Raw genomic sequence first — 11,862 nt, 5'->3', positions numbered from 1 at the left:
ACAAGGAGCACGAGGGCAAGGAGCTGTCGCAGGATGCCGTGCTCTGGATCAACGCCAGCGCCCTGGACGACGACCGCAGCGCGGCAACGAGCGCAGCAGCAACCTCAGCGCCGCAAGCGTTGACAGCGACGCCGCAAACCGTCAAGGCGCTGCAAACCGCCCTGCGCGCGCAGGGATTCGATCCCGGTCCAATAGACGGGTTGCTCGGCCCGCGCACGACAGCGGCAATCAAGGACTTTCAGCGTGATCGCGGCCTGCCTGTCACCGGAAGCCTGAATGCCGAGCTGGCGCAGCAGCTCGACATCCGGTGAGATAGATTCAAGAACGATTTGCGTTTGCGTTACGATCCCGCTATCCTACTCCTCGAGGATGGCGCACACAGCAACCTCGAACCTCGGTGGAGATCACGGGCGGATGTGTCGTGCTTGGACGGCCTTGCACGATCTTCCTGTCGCGACAGCCGTTCGCTCGATATCTCTGTGTTGGGACGGCCATCCGCACGGATGGCCGCTCCTTTTTTGTTGCTTCCTAGGGGCAACCCGCTCCTGGAAACCGCCAACCCAAACCGTTGCAAACGACTTGGTCATAGCAAGAGGCGACACTTCATGTTCATTGCGATGAACCGATTTCGCATCAACCACGGCTTCGAAGAGGCCTTCGAGGCGATGTGGCGCGCGCGCGAATCCCAGCTCGACAGCATGCCCGGCTTCCGTGGCTTTCGCCTGCTCAAGGGCGCGGATGACGGCGAGACTCGCCTCTACGCCTCCTACACCCAGTGGGCCTCGCGCGCCGATTTCGATGCCTGGCGCGAGTCCGAGGCCTTTCGCCAAGCGCATACCCAGGCCAAGGCACCGCAAGGCACCTATGCCGGGCATCCGGTGTTCGAGGGCTTCGAGGTGGTGCTCGAGGAGGCCCTGTCATGAGCCTGGAAGCGAGCACGGCTGCGAGCACGACCAAGTCGCAACCCATACCGGGGGTGGCGGCGGACCCCTCGATCTCGTCACCAACACACACGACGCCAGACCCCGAGGCGCTCTGGCACCGCTGGCAGGCCCTGAAGCCAACGCAGCCGGGACTGCGCGCGCGCGAGGCCGCCGAGCAGCTCGGCGTCAGCGAGGCCGAGCTATTGGCCTGCCATCCACAGAGCCGGCGCCTGAGCGAGGACTGGGGCGCGCTCATCGCCGATCTGCGCGCGGTTGGCCCGGTGATGGCGCTGACCCGCAATCATGCGGTGGTGATCGAGAAGACCGGCCCGGTCGAGGAGGTCTCGATCTATCCCGAGCATGGCATGGGCCAGGTGGTCGGCGAGGCGATCGATCTGCGCCTGTTCCTGCGTCACTGGCAGAGCGGATTCGCCCTGCGCGAGCCGACGGACTCGGGGACGCGCGAGAGTCTGCAATTCTTCGATGGCCGCGGCACCGCGGTGCATAAGATCTATCGGGTCAAGGCGACCGACGCCAGCGCCTGGGAGGCACTGATCGCGCGTCACTGCTGGCCACAGGCACCGGCATTGCAGGTCGCACCAGCGCCGCCACCAACGCCGCAGAGGCCCGACCACGAGATCGACATCGAGGCCCTGCGAACCGCCTGGGAGGCGATGCGCAACACCCACGACTTCTTTGGGCTGCTACGGCGCTTCCAGGTCGAACGTCGCCAGGCCTTGCGCCTGGTCGGCAGCGATCTCGCGCGCCGGGTCGCGCCGACTTGCTATCGAACCTTATTCGAGCGCGTGCGCGAGCACGCCATGCCGGTGATGCTGTTCGTCGGCAGCCCAGGCTGCATCCAGATCCATACCGGCCCGATCCAGCGGCTGAAAACCGTCGGCCCCTGGTACAACATCCTCGACCCGGATTTCAATCTGCATCTTTGGATGGACGGCGTCGCCGAGAGCTGGCTGGTGCGCAAACCGACCGATCAGGGCGTGGTCACCAGCCTCGAGTGCTATGACGACGCCGGCGAGCTGCTGTTGCAGTGCTTCGGCAAGCGCAAGGGCGCGGAATCCGAGTCGCCGCAGTGGCGCGCGCTGCTCGACGAGATCACCGCTCCGGGGTGGTTGCGATGAAACCGCAGGGTCCGCGTTCACGAATGTCTTTGCTGCTCAAACGCGCGTGCATCGGACTGCTGTTGTGCGCTTGCCCGCTGCTGGCCGACACCGGCGATCCGACCGACCGACCCGCGCGGCTGATCTCGGTCGACGGCGCCGTCACCGAGATCGTCTACGCGCTCGGTGGCGAGGCGCAGCTGGTCGGCGTCGACACCACCAGCCTCTATCCAGCCGCCACCGAGGACGTCGCCAAGGTCGGCTACAAGCGCGCCCTGTCGGCGGAAGGTATCCTCAGCCTGCAACCGGATCGGCTGCTGATGACCGATGACGCCGGCCCGCCGGAGGTGCTGGAGCAGATCGCGCGCGCCGGGGTCAGCACCCACCGCATCCCCAAGACGCCGAGCGTCGCCGGACTGCACGAGACGATCGCCGCGGTCGCCGAGGTGCTCGATCGCCGCGCGGCAGGGGCCGCGCTCAGCGCCCAGCTCGACGACGAACTCGTCCAATTGGAGGCCGCCACCGAGCACAGCGGCCAGCGGCCGCGGGTGCTCTTCCTGCTGCACATCGGCTCCGGCAACGACATGGCCGCCGGCCGCGACACGGCCGCCGATGCCGTCATCCGCCTCGCCGGCGGCGAGAACGTGCTGCATGACGCCTTCTCCGGCTACAAGCCGCTCAGCGCCGAGGCCGCGCTCGCCGCCGCGCCGGAGGCGATCCTGGTCACCCAGCGCAATCTGGAGCAGCTCGGCGGTCGCGAGGCGGTGCTGAAGCGCAGCGCGCTCCAGGCCACCCCCGCCGGCCAGGCCGAGCGCGTGCTGGCGATGGACGGTCCGCTGCTGCTCGCCTTTGGTCCGCGCTTGGCGGTGGCCGCCGCGCAGCTCGCCTGCGAACTCGGCATCATCGACGAAGAGACCTACGAGCGCTCCGGTCTCACCGCCGGCGAGCCCTGAGCAACGGTCGCGCGATGAACGTCCGCGTGCTCAGCCTGCCCGCCAGTCATCCCTTGCTGCAGCGCCAGCAGCTCGAGCGCCTGACGCTTGCGGGGCTGCTGGCCTTGCTGCTGTCGGTGGCCCTGCTCTCGATCGCCATCGGGCCGGTCGCGATCCCGATCGCCGATGTGCTGCGCACGCTCGGCGCACGGGCCGGTCTGCCGGTCGCCGAGGTCGCGCCTCAACACGAGACGGTGATCCTGTCGATTCGGCTACCGCGCACCCTGCTCGGCCTGCTGGTCGGTGCCGGCCTCGCGGTCGCGGGCGCCGCCATGCAGGGGCTGTTCCGCAACCCCTTGGCCGATCCGAGCCTGATCGGCGTCTCCGCCGGCGCCGCCCTGGCGGCGGTCTCGGTGATCGTGCTCGGCGGGCAGGGGCTGGCCTTCCTGACCCAGGCGCTCGGCCCCTTCAGTGTGCCCATCGCCGCCTTCATCGGGGGCCTGGTGACCACCTTGCTGGTGTATCGGCTGGCCAGTCGGGATGGCCGCACCTCGGTGACCACCCTGCTGCTCGCAGGCATCGCCATCAATGCCCTCGCCGGCGCCGGCACCGGGCTGTTGACCTATCTGGCCGATGACCAACAGCTGCGTACCCTGACCTTCTGGAGCATGGGCAGTCTCGGCGGCGCGACCTGGCCTGCGGTCGGCAGCGCCGCGCTGCTGATCGCGGTGCCGCTGTTGGCGCTGCCGCTGCTCGCGCGCACGCTGAACGCGCTGCTATTGGGCGAGGCCGAGGCCGGGCACCTGGGGATCGCGGTGGCGCGCATGCAGCCGCTGATCGTCGCCTTGGCGGCGCTCGCGGTCGGCGCGGCGGTTGCGGTGAGCGGCATCATCGGCTTCGTCGGACTGGTGGTGCCGCATCTGCTGCGCCTGGCGCTGGGGCCGGATCATCGCCTGCTGCTGCCAGGCGCCGCGCTGCTCGGCGGCAGCCTGTTGCTGCTCGCCGATCTCTTGGCGCGCACCCTGGTGACCCCGGCCGAGCTGCCGATCGGCATCCTCACCGCGTTGCTCGGCGGGCCCTTCTTTCTGGCCCTGCTGCTGCGCTGGCAGCGGAGAACGACATGAAGATGGGTGTGCGACCGTCCCTTGATCCTGGCTCCCATCAAACCCTGGAGGCCGTGGGACTTTGCATCCGCCGCGATGGCCGTGCCCTGCTCGACGACCTGAGCCTGCGCTTGGCCCCCGGCGAGGTGCTCGCGGTGCTCGGCGCCAACGGCGCCGGCAAGTCGACCCTGCTGCGCACGCTGAGCGCAGAGCTGAGGCCGGAGCGCGGCCAGGTGCAGCTCAACGGCCAGCCCCTGAGCGCCTGGCCGGCGCGCGAGCTGGCCAAGCGTCGCGCCGTGCTGCCGCAGCACAGCCCGCTCGACTTTCCGTTCACCGCCTTGGAGGTGGTGCTGATGGGGCGCATCCCGTTCGGCGGCGCGAGCAGCGAGGATGTCCATCGCGCCGCGCGCGCCCTGGGCGAGGTCGAGATCGCGCACCTCGCCGAGCGCCGCTACACGACGCTGTCCGGTGGCGAGCGTCAGCGCGTCCACCTGGCGCGCGTGCTGGTGCAGATCTGGGATCCGCTTCCCGAGCGCGAGCCGCGCTTCCTGCTGCTGGACGAGCCGACCGCCAGCCTGGATATCGCCCATCAGCACGCGACCCTCGCCCTGGCGCGACGCTGGGCCCGGCAGGATCTCGGGGTGCTGGTGGTCCTGCACGATCTGAACCTCGCCGCCCAGTACGCCGACCGCGTCGCGATCCTCAAGGCCGGCCGGCTGCTTGCGGTCGGCGCCCCGGAAGCCGTGCTCGAGCCGGACCTCATCGACGAGGCGTTCGGGCTGCCGGTGCAGATCCTGGCGCATCCAGCGCTCGGCTGCCCGCTGATCGTGCCGCGTGTCGAGCGGTCATCGGCGCCGCGCCGCCCAGCGCCGGCGGCGCAATCCGCCTGTCCCGCGTAGGCGTTCTTCTGATGGCATGACTTGCGATCGCAGTGTTCTCCCATGACCCCGAATCGACCCGTCGCCACCCGGCGCCCGCTTGAGGCCTTCTTCGCGCAAGAATCCAGCGCTCCGCTCGCGCACGCCTTCAGCGGGCAACGACCAGTGCATCCCTTCGTCGGCCTGACCCCGGTCGCCGCGAGCGAGGTCCCAGCGCGCTGGCGGCAGCTCGCCGAGACCCCGCTCGGTCATCCCGCAGTGGCCTATGTGCATGTGCCCTACTGCGCCAATCATTGCCTGTTCTGCGGTTTCTACCAGCATGCCTGGCGCGAGGAAGCCGGCAGCGCCTATGTCGATGCGCTGATCACCCAGTTGCAGCGTGAGCGCGATCGCCCCGACCTGTCCGCGGCCGCCATCCGCGCGGTCTACTTCGGCGGTGGCACGCCGACCCTGCTCTCCGCCGCCGACCTGGCACGGGCGATCGCGGCGGTGCGCGAACAGCTCCCGCTCGCCGCCGATTGCGAGATCACCATCGAGGGTCGCGTGCACGGCTTCGGCCTCGACAAGGCCCGCGCGGCCTTCGCCGCCGGCGCCAATCGTCTCTCGCTCGGCGTGCAGACCTTCGACGAGCGGCTCCGCCAGCGCCTTGGCCGCAAGGCGAGCCGCGCCGAGCTGCTGAGCGCCTTGGAGGCGCTGATGGAGCTTGATCAGGGCGCCATCGTCATCGACCTGATCTTCGGTCTGCCGGGGCAAGACGCGGCGATCTGGGCCGATGATCTCCATACGCTGATCGGGCTCGGGCTCGATGGGGCCGATCTCTATGCGCTGAAACAGATGCGCGATACCCCGCTTGCCAGCGCCATCGCCAACGGCACGCTCACGCCGGCCGCGCCCGAGCAGCTCGGCGCGTTCTATCAACAGGGTGCCGAGCTGCTGGACGCGGCGCGTTGGGAGCCGCTCTCCAGCAGCCATTGGCGTCAAGGCACCCGCGAGCGCAACCTCTACAACCTGCTGGTCAAGGCCGGTGCCGATTGCCTAGGCATCGGTGCCGGCGCTGGCGGCTCGCTGCAGGTCGGCGGCCAGGCCTACGCGTTTCGCAACACCGCGGATATCGAGGACTACCAGCGCCGGCTCGCCGAGGGCGAGCCGGTGGTCGCGGGGCTGATGCGGCATTCGCCGCATGCGCGGCTGTTCAATCGGATCAAGGGCGAGCTTGAGCGCGGACATCTGGATCTAGTCGGTCTGGCGGCGGATCTGCAAGCGCACGCGAATCGCGAGCTAGCGCCCCTGACCGACCCGTTGTTCACCCAGTGGCAGCACGCCGGCTTGGTGATGCGCGATGGCCGCTGGCTGGAGCTGACCCTCGCCGGTCGCTTCTGGCAGGTGCCGCTGACGCAGAACCTGCTCGAATGGCTCGATCAATGCCTGATGGAGACCTCAAGCGATGCCTGAGCCGCATCTGTTCGGCGTTGATGAACGCCTTCCTACACTGTAAATGCACCGCAAGCCATCCGCCGCCCTCAGCGACGCTGGGAGCGCCTCTGGGAGCGCCTCCGGGAGAGACCCTGGGAGCGCCCCCGGGAGCGACCCCGGAACATCGGCGACAGCAAGCCGTGTGGACTCAATCCATTGCGGAGAAATGTCACATGTCTTGCTCAAGCCTGCCTCATTTTGCCACCGCGCCGGTTGCGCAATCGCTCGCCAAGGCGGGGCCGCGATCACGCTGGGGTCAGGTTTCCCCGCTGGCTCTGGCGCTCACCCTCTGCGGCCTGCCGCTGACGCTCGTCGCCGCGCCCGCCCTCGCCAACCCCGACGAGGTGCGGCTCAGTCCAGTGATCATCACGGCGACCAAGACCAGCCAGCCACTCGACCAGGTGCCGGAGTCGGTCAGCATCATCGACCGGGACCAGATCGAGGCCCGGCAGCCACAAACCCTCGGCCGGCTGCTCGAGGATGTTCCCAATGTCTCTGTTGGCGGTGGTCCGCGTGGCATCGGTCAACGCGTGACCATCCGTGGGGTGTCGGACAGCCGCATCCTGTTCCTGCTCGATGGCGCGCGACAGAACTTCAGCGCCGGCCACAGCGCACGGTTCTTCGTCGAGCCTGATCTGTTACGCCAAGTCGAGGTCATTCGCGGGCCGGCCTCGGCGCTGTGGGGCAGCGGCGCCATCGGCGGTGTCATCGCCCTGGAGACAGTCGATGCCTCCGATCTCCTCGCGCCGGGGCAGACGCTCGGCGGGCGCGTGCGCACCGGCTATCAAGACGCGAACGACCAATGGATGGGCGGGCTCTCGGCCTATGGGCGCGTCAACGACCAGCTCGAGCTGCTGGTCGATCTGAACCGTCGCGAGGCCAGCGACACCCGTCTTGGCGATGGCGAGGATCTGCGACACTCCGGCTTCGAGCGGACCTCCGGGCTGGCCAAGGGCACCTGGAGTGGCGACGACATCAATTGGTTCAGCGCCAGTTATCTGGGGTTTGACGAGGAGGGCGAGGTGCCGTCCAACGCCCAGATCGAGGCCACGCCGGAGACGCTGGTCGATCGCACCACGCGCCAGGACACCCTCAACTTCCGCTACTGGCGCGATGATCCGGACACGCCCTCCTTCAACCCAGCGCTGCGCTTGTATCGCACCCAGACGCGGATCGACGAGGCGCGCAAACAGGACGCTCGCCACGATGACACCGAACTGACGACGATCGGGCTGGATCTGCGCAATACCATGCGTCTTGGCGGCGGCGCATTCGATCAGCTCATCAGCTATGGGCTCGAGTACTACAAGGACACCGCCACCGCCGAGCGCAATGGCATCCCTCGCCCGAGCGCCCCGGACGGCAGCCAGCAGATCATCAGCGCGTACCTGCAAAACGAGATCCTGATCGGCGAGCGTCTCACGCTGATCCCCGGCATCCGCTTCGATCAATACACCGCCAAGTTGGACCAGGCAAGCAACGAGACCAATGAGGACAGCGCCTGGTCGGCGAAGATCGGCGCCCATCTGCGGGTCACCGATTGGCTGTCGTTCCAGGCCAGCTACAACGAAGCCTTCCGCGCGCCGAGTCTCTCCGAGCTGTTCGTCTCCGGGGTGCATTTCAGCTGCGGGCCGGGCTGTCAGAATCGATTCGTCCCCAACCCGGACCTGAAGCCCGAGAAGGCACGCAATCAGGAGATCGGCCTGCGCTTGAGTCAGCGGGATCTGCTCACGGACGGTGACCGCGCCGGCTTGCGGGCGGCGTTGTTCCGCAACGACGTCGAGGACTTCATCGATCGTGCGGTCATCTTCACACCGCGGCCGATGCCCGGCAACCCCGGCCCTGGGGGTGTCACGACGCAGGAGAACGTCACCGATGCCCGCCTTGAGGGGGTCGAGATCGAGGCGATTTACGACGCGCCTCGTTGGTTCGCGGGACTCGCCTACGCGCAAACGCGGGGTGACAACGACACCACCGGCGACCCTCTAGCGAGCGTGCAGCCGGATGAATGGATTGCCCGCCTTGGCTTGCGCTTCCCGGCTCAGAGCCTGGAGACCGGCGCTCAAGGCCGTTTCATTGCCGCCCAGAACCGCGTGCCGGAGGGGGTCGAGCCGGCGTCGAGCCATCAACTCTACGATCTCTGGCTCACCTGGCGGCCCGATCGACCACTGGCCGGTCTGAGCCTCGATGTCGGTATCGATAACCTCCTCGATGAGGACTACACCCCCTATGGCTCGGTGCTGCAGGGACCTGGACGCAATCTCAAGGCGACGCTGAGCTATCGCTTCTAAATCGACAGCGCGCCCACTGACAGCCGGCAAGCAGGCGTAAGGTCGCTCATCGCTCCACCTCGGCGGCTGTCAGGCCCCCGCCGTGCAGCCACTCCAGCGGCTCGGGAACAGGCTCTCAAGCGCGCCAGAGCGATGCAGCACCGCGACCCCGAGCGTGCAGCCACGATGGCGCACCAGGATCTGACCAGGGCGACAGTCGGCGATCTGCTCGGGGTCCGGGCGCATCGGCTCGCGGCGGAGATAGCGATCCCGCTGCTCGCCGCTCAGCTCGAGGATCTGACGGGTCGCGGCCGCGCCCAGCAACAATGCCGCGCCGGTGGTGAGCTTGGGCGGGCGGATGTTGGTGCGATAGGCGAACAGACCGCTGCCCTGCGGCGATGGCGACGCGGGCGGGCAATGATCCGCGGCCACCAGGTGCAGGCCCCGGCGGGTCTGGCGATGGAAGCGGCGGTTGGACCAGGCTGAAGCCGGCAGTCCGTAATGGTCGCATAGCTGGCGCAGCCAGCCGTCATCGTCGGCCTCGAGTTGGAACCCGTGCCGATGACGAGGTTGGACGGGCGCGCGATCATCCACGCCTGAGGCCTGAGTCGACTTTTCCAGCACGGCGATGAAAAAACCGCCGGTATCGTTCGCCTGGGGCCAGAGGCGCAGGCAGCGCGCGAGACTCGGGTCGAGCTGGCGCCCTTGCCAGCGCGTCACGCCAGCGCCCGTGACCAGGCCCGGCACCTCGCATGGCAACAACTCCAGATGGCCGTTGTGTTCATCGAGGATGTCGGCGACGATCAGTTCGTTCTCTTCCGGCGCGAAGGTGCAGGTCGAATAGACGATGCGCCCCCCGGGCCGGCACAGCTGCACCGCCTTGCGCAGCAGCGCGCGTTGGCGCCCGGCCATGCGCCGCGAGCGTTCGGGGCCAATCCCAGCGTATGCGCGCGCGCGATCGACCCGCCTGCGATCAATGCTTCCAGCGCGGATACCAACGCACTCGCCAGCCCCCTCGCCAGCGCCCGTCTCCCCGCGACCACCAGGCTGCACCAGGCTCGGATTGCGCCGCAGCGTGCCCTCGCTGGAACAGGGAGCGTCGACCAAAATGCGGTCGAAGGCACCGGCCGCGGCCGGATAATTGCCGCCATCGCAGCGCGTGGTACTGCAATTCAGCACCCCGAGTCGATCCAGGTTGCCCTGCAGCGCGGCGATGCGCTCGACGGCAAAGTCGTTCGCGAGCAAGGTGCCGCGATTGCCGAGCGCCAACGCCAGCTGCGCGGTCTTGCCGCCGGGCGCCGCGCAGAGGTCGAGCACGCGTTGACCCGGTGCCACGTCCAACAGCATTACCGGCAGTTGCGAGACCGCCTCCTGCGCATGCGCCAGGCCCGCGCAGTACCACCAGCGCTGGCCGGCCTTGAAGCCCGCCGGCAGTCGCAGCGCGATCGGACTTGCCGCAGCCGGTTCGGGCGCCGCCTCGAAGCCGATCCCAGCAAGGCGCCGCGCCACCGACGACCACCAGGGCTGTAGCCAAGGCACCGGCTCGGCGCCGATGCCTTCCGCCGCGATCAGCGCGCGCAGCCGCGAACCGTCGATCCGTAGCGGGTTGGCCCAGATCCACGTCGGCGGCGGCCGCAGCAGGGTCTCGATGAACCCATCCCAATCATCGACCTGCTGATCGAACAGGCAGCGATAGCGGCCGAGCGCGGCCTCGAGATCGGTTCTCGCGGTCGACGGAGGATTCATCCTGATCGACGTCTCCATAGCATGGTTCGAACCTAGCAGCTGATGACTCAAGCGCGCCCATGGACCAGGGCTGGCTTTCAGGGACTGGCGTTACCGAAGACCGGCTGGCCGTGCGTGGAGCGGGGTGACGACAGGGACGGGCAGGCTTGCAGTGACGGGGCGATGCGCCCCATCTTACCGGTATCGGGATGGATCGACCATCCAGTCGCTCAGGAGCCATTGGCAACCCGCATGTCGCAACGCTCAGCCTCCACCGCCCCACCGCTTCGGCAAATGCTCGAGGCGCTGATCGCGGCGCCCTCGGTCAGCAGCGTCGATCCCGCCCTCGACCAAAGCAACCGGCCCGTGCTCGATCTGCTGGCCGGCTGGCTCGAGGACGCGGGCTTTCGCGTCGAGATCCTGCCGCTTCCCGGCCAGCCCGAGAAGGCGAATCTGGTCGCCACGCTCGGTGGCCAAGCGCAGCCTGGCATGGATCAGGTGCCGCTCAGCGGATTGGTGCTCTCGGGCCACGCCGATACGGTCCCCTTCGACGCGCACCTGTGGCACTCCGATCCGCTGCGCCTGACCGAAGCCGAGGGCCGCCTGTACGGCATCGGCACTGCGGACATGAAATCCTTCCTAGGGTTGGCCATCGAGGCCGCCCGTGGTTTCAAGCCGGCCGATCTGCAACGACCGCTGATCCTGCTCGCGACCGCCGATGAGGAATCGGCCATGCACGGCGCGCGGGCCTTGGTCGAGTCCGGCCGCGCGCTCGGTCGTCATGCGGTCATCGGCGAGCCGACCAGCCTGCGCCCGGTGCGCGCGCACAAGGGCGTGATGGCCGAGGCGATCCGGCTCACCGGCCGCAGTGGCCACGCCAGCGACCCGAATCTGGGCAACAACGCCCTGGAAGGCATGCACGAGGTGCTGACCGCGCTGCTCGCCTGGCGGGACGCGCTCAAGGCCACGCATCGCGACCCGGCCTTTGCGATCGACTATCCGACCATGAACCTCGGTCACATCCACGGCGGCGACAACTTCAACCGTATCTGCGGTCATTGCGAGCTGCACATCGACATCCGCCCGCTCCCGCAGCAGCAGCCCGAGCAATTGCGCGCCGAACTGCGCGAGCGGGTGGCGCCGATCGCCGAGCGGCGCGGGCTCGAACTCGAACTCGCGCCGCTGTTCCCGAGCATCCCGCCGGCCGAGACGGCGGCTGGGGCCGCCATCGTCCAGGCCGCCGAGGCGCTGACCGGCCAGCGCGCCGAGAGCGTCAGTTTCGGCACCGAGGCGCCGTTCCTGAACGCCCTCGGCATGGAGACCATCGTCTTCGGCCCCGGCGCTATCGAGCAGGCCCATCAGCCGAATGAATACCTGGCGTTAGACCGTATCCCGCCGATGCTCGGCTATCTGCGCCAGCTCATTCAGCGCTTTTGCGTC

General features: G+C 68.4%; 10 protein-coding genes. 9 read left to right on the top strand and 1 reads right to left on the bottom strand.

The window, feature by feature from the left end:
• The 8 genes from ACLFQI_RS07060 to ACLFQI_RS07025 all read left to right on the top strand — a co-directional run.
• Positions 1 to 311: peptidoglycan-binding domain-containing protein (locus ACLFQI_RS07060; protein WP_410758207.1), on the top strand; the 311-nt coding region annotated here is incomplete at its 5' end.
• A gap of 294 nt (positions 312 to 605) precedes the next feature.
• Complete coding sequence (locus ACLFQI_RS07055) at positions 606 to 923, top strand: antibiotic biosynthesis monooxygenase family protein (RefSeq protein WP_410758205.1); 318 nt, start codon at positions 606 to 608, stop codon at positions 921 to 923.
• Positions 920 to 2,062, top strand: coding sequence for a hemin-degrading factor (locus ACLFQI_RS07050; protein ID WP_410758204.1), 1,143 nt, complete (start codon positions 920 to 922; stop codon positions 2,060 to 2,062). Before ACLFQI_RS07055 ends, ACLFQI_RS07050 begins: the two co-directional genes overlap by 4 nt.
• Before the next feature lie 23 nt (positions 2,063 to 2,085).
• Positions 2,086 to 2,994: a hemin ABC transporter substrate-binding protein gene (locus ACLFQI_RS07045; RefSeq protein ID WP_410758202.1), complete on the top strand. Its 909-nt coding sequence runs from the start codon at positions 2,086 to 2,088 to the stop codon at positions 2,992 to 2,994.
• Positions 2,995 to 3,008: 14 nt separating this feature from the next.
• Positions 3,009 to 4,097, top strand: coding sequence for a FecCD family ABC transporter permease (locus ACLFQI_RS07040; protein WP_410758201.1), 1,089 nt, complete (start codon positions 3,009 to 3,011; stop codon positions 4,095 to 4,097).
• A complete protein-coding gene (locus ACLFQI_RS07035; protein ID WP_410758200.1) occupies positions 4,094 to 4,975 on the top strand; it encodes a heme ABC transporter ATP-binding protein in 882 nt (293 codons plus the stop codon). The genes ACLFQI_RS07040 and ACLFQI_RS07035 overlap by 4 nt, the downstream gene beginning before the upstream one ends.
• Positions 4,976 to 5,017: 42 nt before the next feature.
• The gene (gene hutW / locus ACLFQI_RS07030) at positions 5,018 to 6,406 is read left to right on the top strand and encodes a heme anaerobic degradation radical SAM methyltransferase ChuW/HutW (protein ID WP_410758199.1); all 1,389 of its coding nucleotides are present in this window, start codon (positions 5,018 to 5,020) and stop codon (positions 6,404 to 6,406) included.
• Positions 6,407 to 6,600: 194 nt separating this feature from the next.
• On the top strand, positions 6,601 to 8,718 hold the full coding sequence (locus tag ACLFQI_RS07025) for a TonB-dependent hemoglobin/transferrin/lactoferrin family receptor (protein ID WP_410758198.1): 2,118 nt from the start codon (positions 6,601 to 6,603) through the stop codon (positions 8,716 to 8,718).
• Between the two features lie 69 nt (positions 8,719 to 8,787).
• Here ACLFQI_RS07025 and ACLFQI_RS07020 read toward each other — a convergent pair whose 3' ends face one another.
• Complete coding sequence (locus tag ACLFQI_RS07020) at positions 8,788 to 10,443, bottom strand: RsmB/NOP family class I SAM-dependent RNA methyltransferase (RefSeq protein ID WP_410758197.1); 1,656 nt, start codon at positions 10,441 to 10,443, stop codon at positions 8,788 to 8,790.
• A 231-nt stretch (positions 10,444 to 10,674) separates the two neighbouring features.
• Between ACLFQI_RS07020 and argE the strand changes: the two genes are divergently transcribed.
• On the top strand, positions 10,675 to 11,862 hold a 1,188-nt coding region (gene argE / locus ACLFQI_RS07015; protein ID WP_410758196.1), incomplete at its 3' end, for an acetylornithine deacetylase.

The organism is Halochromatium sp., assembly GCF_046541315.1.
GTDB lineage: Bacteria > Pseudomonadota > Gammaproteobacteria > Chromatiales > Chromatiaceae > Lamprobacter.
The sequence above is the reverse complement of the archived record's forward strand: the minus strand, read 5'-3'. Positions and strand labels throughout refer to the sequence as shown.

Excerpts from the sequence above, each read along its gene's own strand:
- ACLFQI_RS07055 (WP_410758205.1), top strand. The coding sequence starts at position 606 with ATGTTCATTGCGATGAACCGATTTCGCATCAACCACGGCTTCGAAGAG.
- ACLFQI_RS07025 (WP_410758198.1), top strand. The coding sequence starts at position 6,601 with ATGTCTTGCTCAAGCCTGCCTCATTTTGCCACCGCGCCGGTTGCGCAA.
- ACLFQI_RS07045 (WP_410758202.1), top strand. The coding sequence starts at position 2,086 with ATGTCTTTGCTGCTCAAACGCGCGTGCATCGGACTGCTGTTGTGCGCT.
- ACLFQI_RS07035 (WP_410758200.1), top strand. The coding sequence starts at position 4,094 with ATGAAGATGGGTGTGCGACCGTCCCTTGATCCTGGCTCCCATCAAACC.
- hutW (WP_410758199.1), top strand. The coding sequence starts at position 5,018 with ATGACCCCGAATCGACCCGTCGCCACCCGGCGCCCGCTTGAGGCCTTC.
- ACLFQI_RS07040 (WP_410758201.1), top strand. The coding sequence starts at position 3,009 with ATGAACGTCCGCGTGCTCAGCCTGCCCGCCAGTCATCCCTTGCTGCAG.
- ACLFQI_RS07020 (WP_410758197.1), bottom strand. The coding sequence starts at position 10,443 with ATGAATCCTCCGTCGACCGCGAGAACCGATCTCGAGGCCGCGCTCGGC.
- ACLFQI_RS07050 (WP_410758204.1), top strand. The coding sequence starts at position 920 with ATGAGCCTGGAAGCGAGCACGGCTGCGAGCACGACCAAGTCGCAACCC.